The sequence below is a fragment of the Streptomyces sp. NPDC014882 genome (assembly GCF_043081325.1).
Taxonomy (GTDB): domain Bacteria; phylum Actinomycetota; class Actinomycetes; order Streptomycetales; family Streptomycetaceae; genus Streptomyces.
In genome coordinates this window covers 35833-50919 of record NZ_JBIBWL010000012.1, presented here as the reverse complement: position 1 = coordinate 50919, position 15087 = coordinate 35833, and the positions used below count along the sequence as shown (strand labels likewise).

Here is a 15087-nt window from a genome sequence, read left to right as displayed (position 1 = left end):
GGACACGGCCGCCTCCCGGGCTCGTTCCCGGCCGTCACCGGACGGTTCTCAGGCGGAGGCGCGGCGCACCAGGGTGGTCGGCAGGACCAGGCCCTCGGGGGCGGCGGGTTCCCCGGGGTCCGGGGCGGGCCCCCCGGTGTCGCGGCGGTCGGGGCCGCGCAGGCCGCGCAGCAGGAGGCGGGTCATGACGCGGCCCATCTCCTCGATGTCCTGACGGACCGTGGTCAGGGGCGGGTCGGTCTGTTCGGCCAGCGGCACCATGTCGTCGAAGCCGACCACGGCGACGTCCTCGGGCACCCGCAGTCCGCGTTCCCGCAGCACGCGCAGGACTCCCGAGGCGGTGAGGTCGTTGGCGGCGAACACGGCGTCGACGTCCGGGCAGCGGTCGAGGAGTTCGCGCATGGCGCGTTCCCCGCCGCCGGGGGTGAAGTCGCTCTCCACCACGAGCCGCGGGTCGGCGTCCCCCCGCACGTCCCGGAAGCCCTGGAGCCGGTCCGCCGCGGAGGTCTGGTCCAGCGGCCCGGTGATGTGCGCGACGCGGGTGCGGCCGAGTCCGACGAGGTGCCGTACGGCCTCGCGGGCGCCGCCCCGGTTGTCGCTGTCGACGTACCTGACGCCGTGCGTGCCGTCGCCCCAGCCGGGGCGGCCGCCGAACACCGTCGGGACCCCGGCGCCCCGGATCAGTCCGGGGAGCGGGTCGTCGACGTGGAGGGAGAAGACGAGGGCGCCGTCGACGTGGCCGCCGGCGAGGTAGCGGGCGACCCGGACGTGGTCGTCGCGGCCCTCGGTGAGCAGCAGCACGAGCTGGTTGTCGTGGGCGGTGAGCTCCTTGCTGATGCCGCGCAGCTGCAGGGCGAAGAAGGGGTCGGCGAAGACCCGGGTCTCGGGTTCGGCGATGACGACGGCGACGGCGTCGTGCCGCCTCGTCACCAGGCTGCGCGCTGCCTGGTTGGGGACGTACCCGAGTTCGTCCACCGCGCGCCGGACCCGCTCGACGAGCGGCTCGCGGACCCCGTCGCCGCCGTTGACGACCCGTGAGGCGGTCGCCCGCGAGACCCCCGCCCGCGCGGCGACCGCCTCCAGTGTGGGACGGGGCGCTGTGTCGCTCACTTCGGGGCTCCTCCTCGGTGCGGTGCGGCTCAGGATAGCCGCGCACCGGAGGGAGGAGGCGGGAGCGCTCTCGCCGCCCGTGACGGCGGGGCCGCCGCCCGGGTCCGTCAGTGCTCGTGAGGGTCGCGGGGTGCGGGGGATGCGAGGGATGCGGGGGATGCGAGGGGTGCGAGGGGTTCGTGGGAGGCGCCGGCTTCGTGGGGGCCGTGGGGTTCGTACCCGGGGATCGTGCCGTCCGGTCTGCGCACCAGGAACAGGCCCACCATGCCCATGTCGGAGTGGCTCTGCACGTGGCAGTGGTACATCCACGCGCCGGCGCCCACGCCCTCGCCCGCGACCACCTGGAAGCCGAAGGAGTCGGCCGGGCCGACGATCTTGTTGTCGACGACCCGGCTGGGGTCGTCGGGGCCGGTGAGCGTGCCGGTGCGGTTGTCGGCCCAGCGGTGTCCGTGCAGGTGGAAGGTGTGGTAGTACTCGCCGTGCGTGATCATCACGAACTCGACGCGGTCCCCGACGGTCGCCTCGAAGTCCGGGCCGCCGTGGGCGGGCTCGTTGTTGATCGTCATGTCGTTGAAGACGATCGTGTGGGTGGCGTCGGGCAGGACGTCGCCCTTGCGCCGGACGACCACCGGCCCGTAGAGGCCCTTGCGGATGCCGCCCGTGCCGTGTTCCGTGCCGACGACGTGGTCGTGGTAGTGCCAGTAGCCCGCGCTGCCGGACCGCCAGGTGCCGTCCGCGCGGCGGCCGGGGACGTGGGTGCGCCAGGTGTAGGTGCGTGAGCCGCCCGGCGCCACGTCGCTGTGGTTCATCGCGGTGCCGTCGCTGGAGATCTCGTAGTCGAGACCGTGCACGTGCAGGCTCGCCGGCACGTCCAGGGTGTTCTCGAACTCGATGTGGACGGTGTCGCCCTCGTCGACCTCGATCAGCGGGCCCGGGACCGTGGCCCGGCCCTTCTCGAAGCCGTAGCCGAACCGCCCGTCGGGGAGCTTCTCGGCGTACAGCCTGAGGTGCCGCACCTGGCCGCCGGCCGGGGCCGTCGCGGCCGGGGCGGCGGCCCCGGCGGCCCCGGCTGCCCCGGCGGCCCGCGAGGGGGCCAGTGATGACGATGTCGCCGCCGCGGCGCCGCCGAGCAGCACCCGCCGGTTGAAACCGCGTCTGTCCATGCGGAACTCCCGCTCCTGACAAGGGATGTACGGAGACGTACCTGTGACGAGCGCGCTGAGCCCGTGTGACGGTACCGGCCGTTCCGCCGTTCATCCACACTCAGGACAAAGTTCGTGCCATTGCGGTCATTGGTATTGGCGGGCCGGGCAAAGGGGTCTAGCTTCCTTGGCGCTGTCGCTGTGACCAGGGAGGTGCCCATGCACTTACGAGGGTTGAGCACGACGAGGGTGGGCGGTGCGCGAAGGGCGGGGCGCCGCAGGAGACGGGCCAGGGCGGCCGCCGTGGCCGCCGGGGCCGTCGCGGCCGGGCTGCTGTCGGGTCCCGCCGTACAGGCGCGCCCGGCTCCGGAACCACCGCCGACAACGATGTCCGTGAAGTCGCCGCCGGGCGGTCCGGGGGTGAACGTCCTCGTCTTCCACGGTTCCGCGGCCGCCGGGGAGGAGTCGCCGGTCGTCGACGCCGGCATCGAGGCGATCGAGGACATCGGCCTCACCGGCACGGCGGACCAGCGCTTCGAGGTCGAGGCCACCGACGACGCCTCGGTCTTCACCGACGGGGCGCGGCTGGGCGGCTACAACGCCGTCGTGTTCCTGACCGGGGGCGGCGACGTGCTCGATCCCGAGCAGGAGGCGGGCCTGGAGGCCTACATGGAGGCGGGCGGCGGTTTCGTCGGCCTCCACGACGCGGCGCGCGCGGAACCGTACTCGGACTGGTTCACCGGTCTGATCGGCGCCCGCCCGGCGGCGAACGGCCCGACGGCCGTGCAGCGGGCCACCGTCGAGGTGGGCGACCGCCGGCACCCGGCCGGGAAGGACCTCCCCGTCGAGTGGAAGCGCCCCGACCGGTGGCCGAACTGGACGCGCAACCCCTCCGGCACCGTGCACACCGTCGCCCGGGTGCGGGAGACGACGTACCGGCCGGGCGCGAGCGCCAACGGCGCCGACCACCCGATCAGCTGGTGCCGGGACTACGACGGCGGCCGGTCCTTCTACACGGGCATGGGCGGTACGGCGTCCTCGTACGACGAGACGGACTTCCGCGCGCACCTGCGCGGCGCGCTGCTGTGGACGACCCGGCTGGCGCAGGCCGACTGCAAGGCGACCATCGCGGCGAACTACCGGGCCGAGCGGCTGACCCGGCCCAACCAGCCGGGTCGCAACGACCAGATCGGTGAGCCGCACGGCCTGGTCACGGCGCCCGACGGGCGGGTGCTGTACATCGGCCGCGGCGGCGCCGACTCCTCGCGGCCCGTGGTCACCGACTGGAACGATCCGGACGTCGGCAGGGGCGAGGGCGAGATCCACGTCTACGACCCGGCGACGAAGGAGGTGACCCTGGCGGGCTCGTTGACCGTGTTCGGCAACAAGGGCGGCGGCGACGAGCTGGTCAAGGTCGAGGAGGGGCTGCTCGGCATCGAGCTGGACCCGCGGTTCGAGCGGAACGGCTGGGTGTACCTGCACTACACGCCCCACTCGGGCCTCGACCGCGACAAGCGGACGGCCGAGCGGCGCGTCTCCCGCTTCACGCTCGACCCCGCCACGAACCGGCTGGACCTCGGCAGCGAGAAGGTGCTGCTGAAGTGGCCGGTGCAGGTGCACAGTTGCTGCCACGCCGGCGGCGGGATGGCCTGGGACTCCAGGGGCAACCTGTACATCGCGACCGGCGACAACAACTCCAGCGGTTTCAGCGGCGGTTACTCCGGCAACAACCCGGAGCCGAACTACAAGGGCCTCTCCTTCGCCGACGCCCGCCGCACCGCCGGGAACACCAACAACCTCAACGGCAAGATCCTGCGCGTCCATCCGGAGCCGGACGGCACGTACACGCTCCCCGAGGGCAACCTCTTCACCGGCCGGGAGACCGCCGAGGGCGGCGGGAAGACACGCGGCGAGATCTACGTGATGGGGGTCCGCAACCCGGCCCGGATCTCCGTCGACCCGCGCACCGACGTCCTGTACGCGGGCTGGGTGGGACCGGACGCGAGCGTCCCGTCGACGACGTGGGGACCCGCGAAGTACGACACGTTCGCCGTCATCACCGAGGCGTCCAACCGGGGCTGGCCGTACTGCATGGGCGACAAGCAGCCCTACCGCGACCGCAACCTGCCGGACCCGACGCAGCCGCTCGGCTGGTACGACTGCGACCACCCGAGGAACGAGTCGCCGAACAACGACGGCCTGGTCTCCCTGCCGCCGGTCACCGGCAACAACATCTGGTACTCGCCCCAGGGCGGCGCCCCGGACTACCCGCGGGACGCGAACGGCGTCCCCTCGTACCGGCAGGAGGAGGCCCGCTACCTGCTGCCGTGGCTGAAGGGCGGCGGTCAGGCCGCGATGAACGGGCCCGTCTACCGCTACGACGCGGCGAGCGCGAGCCCGGCCAGGTGGCCCGCCTACTGGGACGGAAAGTGGTTCGTCGGGGACTTCTACGACGGCGACCAGCCGCGCGACGCGGTGCTGATGGACCCGGCGACCCAGGGCGACGGGGGACTGCCGGTGCACTCCGAGTCGCTGAAGAAGATCGTGCCGGTCGGCAACGACGGCATCAGGAACCTCATGGACTGGAGGTTCGGCCCGGACGGCGCGCTCTACGTCCTCGACTACGGGCGCGGCTTCTTCACCTCCGACGCCAGGTCGGCGCTGTGGAGGGTCACTTATACCGGCGGCGGGCCGACCCCGGCCGCGGGGCGACTGGTGAGGGGGACGCGGTGACGGGACGACGGAGGGTGTGGACGGCGCTGCTGGTCGCCGTCCTGACGGTGCTCGGTCCGCCGGCCGCGCCGAGTGCCGCGCGGCCCGGGCAGGACCTGCCCTCCGCGCCGCCCGCCGCGGCCGCGCAGGTGCTGACCTGGACGGCGGGCGACGACATCACCCGGTACACGACGGCGCCGACGACGGCGGTGGCGGGGCCGGCGACGGTCGTCTTCGAGAACAGCGCGGCGACCGGCAACACCACGGGAATGCCGCACACGCTGACGTTCGTGACCAGCGACCCCGAGTTCAACGGCGACGTCGAGCTCAACATCCTGGCCAACCCGAACGACGACGCGGGCGGCCGGCACACCACCGAGGTCACGCTCTCCCCGGGCCGCTACCTCTACCACTGCACGATCCCCGGACACGGCCAGATGCAGGGCATCCTGGTGGTGACCGAGGGCGGCGGCGAGGACACCACCGCGCCGGAGACGACGGCGCGGGTGAGCGGGGTGCAGAACGCCCAGGGCGCGTACGTCGGGTCGGCGAGCGTGACGGTCACGGCGGCCGACGACGCCGGCGGGTCGGGGATCGACAGGATCCAGTACGCCGTCGACGCCACGGGCGACTGGCTGCCGTACACCGCGCCCGTGGTCGTCGACCGGGTCGGCGGCCACACGGTCCGCCACCGCGCCTTCGACAAGGCGGGCAACGTCTCCGCCGAGAAGTCCGTGGCGTTCACCGTGGTGTCCCCGCCCTCCGACGACACCACCCCGCCGGAGACCTCGGCGACGGTGAGCGGGGAGCGCGACGCCGACGGCGCCTACGTCGACATGGCGACCGTGACGGTCACGGCGTCCGACACGGGGTCGGGTCTCGACCGCATCGAGTACGCGGTCGGCGCGGCGGGCGAGTGGACCCCGTACACCGCCCCCGTCATGCTCCACCGGGCCGGCACCCACACCGTCCGCTACCGGGCGGTCGACCGGGCGGGCAACGCGTCGGCCGAGCGGAGCGTCACGTTCACGGTGGTCGCCGCACCCCCGCGGGACACCACTCCCCCGGTGACGGGCGTGACCGTCGAGGGCACGCGCAACTCCGCGGGCGCCTACGTCGGCAGCGCCCGCGTCACCGTCGCCGCGAGCGACGAGGGCGGCTCCGGGGTCGCGGCCGTCGAGTACGCGCTCGACGGCGGGCCCTACCTGGCGTACACCGCGCCGGTGGTCGTCGACCGGGCCGGCACCCACACGGTGGCGTACCGGGCGAGCGACAGGGCCGGCAACACCGCGGCGGCGCGCGACGTGAGCTTCGCGGTGGCGCCCGGCGGCGGGGTGCCCGCGCCCCCTTGCCCCGAGTGGGACGAGCGGTCGACGGTGATCGTCGGCACGGTCGACACCGGGGTGCCCAACCGGGTGACCGACAGCCGGTGCCGGATCAACGAGCTGATCGAGGACGAGCGGGAGTGGACGTCGCACGCCCTGTTCCTCAAGCACGTGCGGACCGTCCTGGACGCCCTGCTGCGAGGTGGGGTCGTCGACGAGCGGGAGCACGGCGCCGTCCTCGACGCGGCCCGCGCGTCCGGGATCGGCAGGCCGGGGCAGACAGAGGGCTACCGCACGATCATGGACGGCAGCGCGGAGTCCCTCGCCCGGTGGGAGCACGTGGGCGGCGGCTCCTTCGCCCCGAACGGCGACGGCTCGATCACCTCGGGCACCACGCGGGACGGCCTCGGGATGCTGTGGTTCCCGCAGCGCAAGTACGGCGACTTCTCGCTGCGGCTGCAGTGGCGGGACGACGCGCCGGGCACCGGGAACGCCAACTCCGGTGTGCTCGTGCGCTTCCCGTGGGTCCACGGCCAGGCCGAGGAACCGCGTCCGGAGTGGGCGGCCGTCAAGTACGGGCACGAGGTGCAGGTGCTGGACCGGCCCGACGGCGACCCGTACAAGACCGGCTCGGTCTACGGCTTCGACCGGGTGGGCCTGGCCGGGGCCGGCGTGACCCAGAAGGGCACCTGGAACGACTACGAGATCCGGGTGGTCGGCCAGCACTGGTCGGTGTTCCGCAACGGTGTGCTGATCAACGAGTTCGACAACACCGGCGGCCAGGAGTTCTCCCCGCCGCGGGCGGACGATCCGGGCACGGACGGGCGCCGGTTCGCCTCCGGCTACCTGGGCCTGCAGGTGCACGGCACGACGGACGTGGTGTCGTACCGGGACGTCCGGATCAAGGACCAGTAGGCGTCGCACGGGCGCGAGGGCGCCGCCGTTCCCACGGCGGCGCCCTCGGGTGTCCGGGCCCGGACCGCCCGTCTCACGGCGTCATCAGGATCTTCACGGCCCCGTCCCGCTTCTGCTGGAACATCTCGTACGCCTTCGGGGCGTCCGCCAGCGGGATGCGGTGGGTGGCGAAGTCGTCGACGCCGAGCGGGTCCTCCTCGGTGAGGTAGGGGAGGATGTCGTCGACCCAGCGGCGCACGTTGGCCTGGCCCATCCGGATCTGGATCTGCTTGTCGAACATGGTGAGCATGGGCAGCGGGTCGGCCATGCCGCCGTAGACGCCGGTCAGGGAGAGCGTGCCGCCGCGGCGCACCAGCTCGATGGCGGTGTGGAGGGCGGCGAGCCGGTCGACGCTGAACCGTTCGGCGAGGGGGCCGCTCACCTTGTTCGGCAGCAGGGCGGAGGCGTTCTGGATCAGGCGGGCGACCGTGCTGCCGTGCGCCTCGGTGCCGACGGCGTCGATCACGGCGTCCGGGCCGCGCCCGTCGGTCTCGTCGCGGATCGCGGCGACCAGTTCCTTCTCGCTGTCGAAGCTGCGCAGGTCGTACGTCTCCACGCCCCGCGCGCGGGCCCGGCGCAGCCGGTCGCCGACGAGGTCCACGCCGAACACCCGTCCGGCGCCGCGCACCTGGGCGACGCGGCAGGCCATGTCGCCGATGGGTCCGAGGCCCAGCACGGCGACGCTGCCGCCCTCGGGGACGTCGGCGTACTCCACCGCCTGCCAGGCGGTGGGCAGGACGTCGGAGAGGTAGACGAAGCGGTCGTCGGGCGGGCCCTCGGGCACCTTGATCGGGCCGTACTGGGCCTGCGGGACGCGCAGGTACTCGGCCTGGCCGCCGGGCACCGCGCCGTACAGGCGGGTGTAGCCGAACAGGGCCGCGCCCATGCCCTCGGCGGTGACCTGGGTGGTCTCGCACTGGGTGGGCAGGGAGTTGAGGCACATCCAGCAGTCGCCGCAGGCGATCTGGAAGGGCACGACGACGCGGTCGCCGACGCTGAGGTCGATCACGCCGGCGCCGACCTCCTCGACGATGCCCATGGGTTCGTGGCCGAGGATGTCGCCGGGGGTCATGAACGGGGTGAGCACCTCGTAGAGGTGCAGGTCGGAGCCGCACAGTCCGGTGGACGTGACGCGGATGACGGCGTCCGTCGGCTCCTGGATCACCGGGTCGGGCACGGTGTCCACCCGTACGTCGCGCTTTCCCTGCCAGGTCACTGCCTTCATCGTGCCGCGCTCCCTCCACCGAGTTCGGGGGCCCGCCGTGCCGGGCGGGTCCCGGAGTGCGGGCCGGGTACCCGGCACCCCGGATCCGAACCGCTCCGCCCCGGCCGCCCGCACCGACCGCCGGATCCGGACCACGCCGCACCGGCGGACGCGGCCGCGCGGCGCCGGGTGGGCCGACCGGCCCGGGGGACGTGCGCGATCGGGGACGTCCGGCGGTGGCCATCAACCAGTCGGCAAGCGCACAATCGGGTCACGGAACGGGGTGGCGACGGTGGACATGGCGGCGGTGGACGGCACGACGGGCTCGAGACCCGGCAGGCGGCTCCGGACCCGGCTCTCCCGGGAGCCGGGGCGGGAACGGAGGCGGGACCGGCGGGGCGCGCGCCGCGGGCGCGGTGCGGCGACGGCGGCCGGGCTCGCCGCGGCGCTCGCGCTGTCCCTCGCGGCGGGCTGCACGGGCGGCGACGGCTCGGGCGGCGACGGACGGGACACCGGCCGGCCGCCGGGCGGCACGAGCACGGCCGCGCACGGCCAGGTCCTGGCCGTGAAGATCGACAACGTCCCGGCGGCCCGCCCGCAGACCGGTCTCGACGCCGCGGACGTCGTCTACGTCGAACAGGTCGAGGGCGGTCTGAGCCGGCTGCTGGCGGTCTACGCGACCCGGTTGCCGGAGACGGCAGGGCCGGTGCGCAGTGCCCGCGAGTCCGATCTGGAACTGCTGCGCCAGTTCGACCGGCCGCTGCTGGCCTTCTCCGGCGCGCAGAGCAAGCTGCTGCCGCTGATCGACAGGGAGCCGCTGGAGGCCGTCACGCCCGAGGACGAGGCGGACGCCTACTACCGGGGCACCGACCGGGCCGCCCCGCACAACCTCTACCTGCGCCCCGGCCGCGTGCTGCCGTCCGCACCGGGCGGGGCCGCGCTGACCACCGGGTTCCGGTACGGCCCCGCCCCGGAGGGCGGCACGCCCACCGCCTCGCGCACCGTGCGCTATCCCGCCGCCCGCTTCACCTTCACCTGGTCCGGGGAACCGCGGCGCTGGGAGGTCGCCATGGACGGCGTCCCGGCGGTGACCGCCGACGGCCGGCGGCTCGCCCCGGCGACGGTCGTCGTGCAGTACGTGGACGTACGCGAGTCCGGCTACCACGACTCCCTCGGCAGCCGCACGCCGTACACGCGGACGACCGGCTCCGGCACGGCCCTGGTGCTGCGCGACGGGCGGGCCCACGAGGTGCGGTGGCAGCGTCCGCTGGCGGCGGGCGGCACCCGGTTCACGACGCGGGACGGCCGGCCGGTCGCCTTCGCCGAGGGCCAGGTGTGGGTGGTGTTCGCGCGGGCGTCGTGACGGCCGGGTGTCTACCTGCGTGTCTGGCCCGGTACCCGGCCGACCGCCGGGGCGGCGAGGGCGTCCAGGGCGGCCCGGGCCCGGGCGGCGAGGCCGTCCGCGTCGCAGGAGCGGGCGAGGGTGAGGCCCCGCTGGAGTTCGGAGGCCGAGCGGGAGGCGATGCCGTACTCGACGCGGGCGGCGGCGTGTTCGTACTGGCAGGGAGAGGCCTCCAGGTAGGCGACCGCCTGGGCGGCGAGACGGACCGCGCGCTGGCCGGTCTCCAGGGCGGCGGCGCAGCGCAGGGCCTCGCCGATGGCGGTGTCCGTGCCGAAGCGTTCGGCCTGGCGGCGGGCGTCGGAGGCCAGCCGGGCCGCGCGGGCGGGGTCCTCGGTGGCGAGGGCCCTGGCCAGGTCCGCGGCCCAGGGCACCAGCACCGGGTTGAGGTGACCGCGGGCGGCGGCCGCCTTCCCGGCCTCCTCCAGCTCGTTGACGCCGTCCTGGGTGCGGCCGACGGCCAGCAGCAGCCGGCCGCGCACCGACCGCGGATCGGGCAGCACGATGGTGGAGGGGTAGGGCGGGGCGAAGCCGTACTGCTCGGCGACGTCCCAGGCCTCCCGGACGTGTCCGCGGGCGAGCAGCGTGTCGACGAGGTTGCAGGTGGCCGACCAGTACAGGGGCAGGCCCCGCCCGACGCGTTCGGCGATGCGCAGTGACTCCCGCAGGGACTCCTCCGCCTCCCGCAGCCGGCCCCGGCGGCGCAGGCCGAGTCCGAGGTAGGCGTGGGCCAGGGCGAGGTGGCCGCCGCTCCAGCCGGCGGTGGCGTAGGCGCGCAGGGCCTCGTTGAAGAGGGCTTCGGCGCGGTCGAGCCGGTCGGTGTAGGCGTACGAACTGGCCAGCATCATCAGCAGTTCGAGGCCCCACTCGGGGTCGGTCCAGCCGAGGCCGGGCGCGAGGCGGCCGTTGACCAGGGCGCGGTCGCACAGTTCGACGACCACTTCCGCGTTCTCGCCGTGGGTCATGGCGTCGAAGCCGCGCAGGATGAGCAGGGCCCGTTCGGCGTTGTCGCGGCCGGTGCAGGTGGCGGCGAGCCTGCCGAGTCTCGCGGAGCGGTCGGGTGAGGTGGCCTCGCCGGCGTGGATGCCCTCCCACATGAACTGCACCGCCTGGAGCCGCATCCGGGCCGGTCCGGCGGGCTGCCGGGCGGCCTCCGCCTCGACGGTGCGGACGGCCTCCCCCAACTCGTCGTTGTGGGTGAGGGCCTGGGAGAGGCAGTAGACGGCGTCGACCCGTTCGGCGTTGTCGAGGCCGGGCAGGGCGAGCGCGGTCCGCAGGTGCTCGATGGTCCTGGCGGGCGAGGTGAGGAGGGTGGTGCAGCCGAGTTCGTAGAGGACGTGCGGGTGCGCGTCGGGCGTGGGCGGTTCCGCCAGGGCGCGTTCCAGGCAGCGGCGGGCCGCGTCCGGGGCGCCGACGGCGAGGTGTTCGCGGGCGGCCTCGCGCAGTTGCTCCACGAGTTCCTCGTCGTCGTCCGCGTGGACCTGGAGCAGGTGCCGGGAGGCCGCCGCGAGGCCCTTGCCGGCGTCGATGACGACCTGGGCGGCGATGCCGTGCATCGCCTTGCGCAGCCCCTCGGGGATGGAGTCGTAGACGGCGGTGGCGATCAGCGGGTGGACGAACTCCAGGTCGCCGTCGCCGGCGGGGGCGGCCATCGCGTCGGGTGTGGTCAGGATGCGGGCGGTGCGCAGCAGTTCGGCGCAGCGGACCGCGGCCTCGTGGCGCATGCCGGCGAGCCGGGCCGCCTGGTCGACGGTGATCCCGGCGCCGAGGATGGCGGCCGCCATGGCGAACCGGGTGGCGTCGACGCCCAGTTGTTCCAGCCGGTCGACGAGGCCGCCGCCGCGCGCGGAGCGGTTCAGCGGGCGCAGTTCGGTGGCGGAGGACTCGGCGGGCACGAGAGCCCGGTCCTGCACCTTGGCGAGGAGTTCGACGGTGTCGTAGGGGTTGCCGCCGGTGACGGCCCAGACCTCGCGGCAGAACGGGTCGTCGGCGTGCTCGCCGAGGGTGGCGCGGGTGAGGCCGGCGACCGCCTCCGGGGTCAGGGCGCTCAGGCTGGTGACGGACTGCCCGGCGACCGCGGCGACCGCGTCGAGGTACTGGGCGCCCTCGCCCTTGGCCTCGCCGGTCCTGCGGGCGACGACGACCAGGACGGGGAGGTCGTCGAGGCGCTCCACGAAGGCGGCGAGCCAGCGCAGGGTCTCCTGGTCGGCCCAGTGCGCGTCGTCCACCAGCAGGACGAGCGGCCAGTCCCGCCGGGCCAGCCGGGTCACGGCGGCGACGAGGCCGTCGCACACGCCCTGCGGATCGGCGTGGCCTTCGCCGGGTTCGGCGATGCCGAGGGCCGGGCCCGCGATGTCGTACCAGTCACCGAGGTATTCGCGGGCCTCCTCCGGGTGCAGGGACAGCAGGGCGGGCTGGAGCAGCTGCCGTACGACGTTGAAGGGGACGGACCTGAGGGTCTCGCCGCCGCGGGCGGACCACACCGTGCAGCCGCGGGCCTCGGCGATGCGTCGGGTCTCGGCCAGCAGCGTCGTCTTGCCGAACCCCGCGTCGCCGCGCAGCAGGTGCACCCGGCCCGACGAGGAGCGGTCGGCGCACAGCCGGTCCACCACCCGCTCGATGGCGGCCACTTCCTCGTCGCGCTCCCACAGGGAGGCCGAGGCGGTCGCCGCCGGACGTGCCTCCGTCATCGCGCTACCTCCCCAAGTCGCCCGAACGACGTACCGGACCTCGAGCGTAGCCGTCCGGCGGTCCGTGCGGAGGACGGTCGGCCCAGCTGTTGCCCCGGCGGACGACGGACGGCGCCCGGCCGGGGCCCCGCGGGCCTGCGGGAGCGCCCCCGGACGTCAACGCGGCCGGGTGCGCGGCGAATTGACGTCGATTTTACGCCAACGGGGCACCGCGTGCCGGACCGTCCCCCCGCCCCTCCCCCGGGCCGTCCCCGAGGAGGGGGCGGGAGAACGGACGGAGAAGAAGCGATCCCTCTCATACGACTTTCACCGATGCCTCATACGGTGGGACCATGACGCAGGTGACTCCCCCCGGGTGGTACCCCGATCCCGGGCAGACGAATGACGCCCCGCCCACCGAGCGCTGGTGGGACGGCGGGGCATGGACGGACCAGACCCGTCCCGCGGGCTCGGCCGCCGCGTGGGGTGCGCCGTCGCAGGCCCCGACGGTCGGAGCCTTCCCGGCGTATCCGGCCTACCCGGCACATCCGTCCGCGCCGCCCACCGGTGCGCGGCGCGGGCTGCGCACCGGCGCGGCCGTGGTGGCGGCCGTGGCGGTCCTGGCCGGCATCGGGGCCGGCGTGTACGTGCTCACCAAGGACGACGGCGGCTCCGCCGGGTCCGGTACGGCGCAGGGCCCCGGCAGGCAGGACCCCTTCGACGACCCGGGCGGCTCCGGGGGTCCGGGCGGCCCGGGCGACGCCTCGCCGACCCCCAGGGGGTCGGAGGCGCCGAAGATCGAGAGCGGCGCGGTGACCGACGCGCTCAACGGCATCAGCCTCCCCCTCCCCGACGGCTGGAGCGGGCAGGAGCTGGACGTGGGCGCCCAGATGACGTCCGAGTCCTCCTACAAGTGCCCCGGCGACACGTCGAAGACCTGCACCAAGGGCGGCGTGTACTCGGCTCCGGCGCAGGTGCCCGGCTCCACCGCGGAGGCGGTCGCCAAGGCGGACATCGCGGTCAACGCCGAGGAGTCGTACGGCGGCACCACGTACGGCGAGATCACCTCGCACCAGGTCCTCGCCTCGCGGGCGGTGACCGTGGCCGGCCAGAAGGGCTACCTGGTGCGCTGGAAGGCCGTCACGAGCAAGGGCGCCGACGGCTACGTCGAGTCCCTGGCCTTCCCGGCGCCCGCGGACCCGAAGCGGATCGTGGTCCTGCGCTTCGGGGTCGACGCCGACCAGGACGTGTCCGTCATCGACGAGATCACCAAGGGCATCAAGGTGTCGACGGGCAGCGGCACCGGACAGGGGGTCTGAACACGGGCCGGGCCGGTGCGCCCGGACACGGGCACGGGCCCGGCCGGGGCGCACCGTCCGGGCACGGTCCCGGCCGGGACCGTGCGCGCCGGACCGCGGCGGTGCGCATAGGAGCGGGACCGCGCATGCCGGACCGCGGCGGTACGCGTAGGACCGGGAGCGTGTGCGCCGGACCGCGGCGGGGCGCGTAGGAGCGGACCGACGGGGCGCGGGCCGGACCGCTCCCGGCACACGAGCGGCCGGGTGGGGCGCCCCTCCGCTCAAGGGGCGCCCCACCCGGCCGGGGGTGCGCGCCGCCCCCGTCCCCACGGTGCGGCGCGAGCAGGTCACCGTCCGGTCATCCCGCGGACGGCGGCCTGGGTCTTTCCGCTCCGAGGCCGAGGGCCGGCAGCACGGCGGCCTCCACGAAGCGCAGCAGGTACTCCTCGTCGGCGTACTCCCCGTCCACCACGGGACGGGCGCGGACGACGCCGAACATCTGGGCCGGGATGTACTCCAGCGCCGGGTGGCCCGCCGCCACCTCGCCACGCTCGACCCCTCGCCGCAGGATCTCCCGCAGGGCGGCGATCTCGGGTTCGACGACGGCCTCGCGCAGCGCGCCCGCCAGCTCCGCGTCCTGCGTGACGGCGTGCCCGAGCGCCTGGAGGAGCTTGGTGTCGGGCATGGACCACCGGGCGGCTCCCCGCGCGGCCTCGCGCAGGTCGCCCGCGAGTGATCCGGTGTCGATCCCGGCGAGCCGCGACCGGCGGCGGGAGCGCAGGGCCGCCACCACGAACTGGGGTTTGGTCTTCCACTGCCGGTACAGCGTGGACTTGCTGCACCGGGTGCTGGTGGCGATGCCCTCCATGGTGACGGCCTCGTACCCGCACTCGCGGATCTGTTCCAGGACGGCGTCGAAGAACTCCTGCTCACGCTCGGGCGTGAGCTTGGAGCGGCGTGAGGCAGCGACCGATTCCGGTCCGTCCGCGGCCTGCGACGTCATCGGCCCCTCTCCTCACTGCTGTCGGCGGCGCCGCTGCCGGGCGGCACCACCGTCCGGCGGCCCCGGGACGGGCCGCCTCCAGCGGGTCGCCCGTCCATCGGTACGCCAGTGTACCGGTACTCACACGTACCGGTACTCACTCGTATCGGTACCCCGACGTATCGGTACACTGACGTATCGGTACGATGCCGTATCGATGCTGCGCACGGGGTCACCGGCCCGCACAGCGGCGCACACACCACTCACACCACTCACCCGCACCACGTCAGCG

General features: G+C 74.4%; 9 protein-coding genes. 4 read left to right on the top strand and 5 right to left on the bottom strand.

Features of this window, described 5'->3' with window-relative positions:
- Positions 1-48: 48 nt before the first annotated feature.
- Positions 49-1110: a LacI family DNA-binding transcriptional regulator gene (locus tag ACF09K_RS24955; RefSeq protein WP_392246835.1), complete on the bottom strand. Its 1062-nt coding sequence runs from the start codon at positions 1108-1110 to the stop codon at positions 49-51.
- Positions 1111-1217: 107 nt separating this feature from the next.
- Positions 1218-2273 (bottom strand): multicopper oxidase domain-containing protein, encoded by a 1056-nt coding sequence (locus ACF09K_RS24950; protein ID WP_392246834.1) that lies wholly within the window; start codon positions 2271-2273, stop codon positions 1218-1220.
- Between the two features lie 198 nt (positions 2274-2471).
- Here ACF09K_RS24950 and ACF09K_RS24945 point away from each other — a divergent pair, with 198 nt between their 5' ends.
- Both ACF09K_RS24945 and ACF09K_RS24940 read left to right on the top strand, forming a co-directional pair.
- Complete coding sequence (locus ACF09K_RS24945; protein ID WP_392246832.1) at positions 2472-4985, top strand: ThuA domain-containing protein; 2514 nt, start codon at positions 2472-2474, stop codon at positions 4983-4985.
- Between the two features lie 14 nt (positions 4986-4999).
- A complete protein-coding gene (locus ACF09K_RS24940) occupies positions 5000-7204 on the top strand; it encodes an OmpL47-type beta-barrel domain-containing protein (RefSeq protein ID WP_392247145.1) in 2205 nt (734 codons plus the stop codon).
- Between the two features lie 73 nt (positions 7205-7277).
- Here ACF09K_RS24940 and ACF09K_RS24935 read toward each other — a convergent pair whose 3' ends face one another.
- Positions 7278-8468, bottom strand: coding sequence for a zinc-dependent alcohol dehydrogenase (locus tag ACF09K_RS24935; RefSeq protein WP_392246830.1), 1191 nt, complete (start codon positions 8466-8468; stop codon positions 7278-7280).
- 262 nt (positions 8469-8730) lie between these two features.
- Between ACF09K_RS24935 and ACF09K_RS24930 the strand changes: the two genes are divergently transcribed.
- On the top strand, positions 8731-9810 hold the full coding sequence (locus tag ACF09K_RS24930; RefSeq protein ID WP_392246829.1) for a DUF3048 domain-containing protein: 1080 nt from the start codon (positions 8731-8733) through the stop codon (positions 9808-9810).
- Positions 9811-9821: 11 nt separating this feature from the next.
- Here ACF09K_RS24930 and ACF09K_RS24925 read toward each other — a convergent pair whose 3' ends face one another.
- Entirely contained in the window at positions 9822-12536 is a 2715-nt protein-coding gene (locus tag ACF09K_RS24925) for an ATP-binding protein (RefSeq protein ID WP_392246828.1), read from the bottom strand.
- Between the two features lie 332 nt (positions 12537-12868).
- Between ACF09K_RS24925 and ACF09K_RS24920 the strand changes: the two genes are divergently transcribed.
- A complete protein-coding gene (locus tag ACF09K_RS24920; RefSeq protein ID WP_392246827.1) occupies positions 12869-13834 on the top strand; it encodes a DUF2510 domain-containing protein in 966 nt (321 codons plus the stop codon).
- Between the two features lie 337 nt (positions 13835-14171).
- Here ACF09K_RS24920 and ACF09K_RS24915 read toward each other — a convergent pair whose 3' ends face one another.
- A complete protein-coding gene (locus tag ACF09K_RS24915) occupies positions 14172-14816 on the bottom strand; it encodes a TetR/AcrR family transcriptional regulator C-terminal ligand-binding domain-containing protein (protein ID WP_392246825.1) in 645 nt (214 codons plus the stop codon).
- Between the last annotated feature and the right edge of the window lie 271 nt (positions 14817-15087).

What these genes read in the sequence shown, in the direction of transcription:
- ACF09K_RS24950 (WP_392246834.1), bottom strand. Translation starts at nt 2,273, where the DNA reads ATGGACAGACGCGGTTTCAACCGGCGGGTGCTGCTCGGCGGCGCCGCG.
- ACF09K_RS24945 (WP_392246832.1), top strand. Translation starts at nt 2,472, where the DNA reads ATGCACTTACGAGGGTTGAGCACGACGAGGGTGGGCGGTGCGCGAAGG.
- ACF09K_RS24935 (WP_392246830.1), bottom strand. Translation starts at nt 8,468, where the DNA reads ATGAAGGCAGTGACCTGGCAGGGAAAGCGCGACGTACGGGTGGACACC.
- ACF09K_RS24925 (WP_392246828.1), bottom strand. Translation starts at nt 12,536, where the DNA reads ATGACGGAGGCACGTCCGGCGGCGACCGCCTCGGCCTCCCTGTGGGAG.
- ACF09K_RS24920 (WP_392246827.1), top strand. Translation starts at nt 12,869, where the DNA reads ATGACGCAGGTGACTCCCCCCGGGTGGTACCCCGATCCCGGGCAGACG.
- ACF09K_RS24915 (WP_392246825.1), bottom strand. Translation starts at nt 14,816, where the DNA reads ATGACGTCGCAGGCCGCGGACGGACCGGAATCGGTCGCTGCCTCACGC.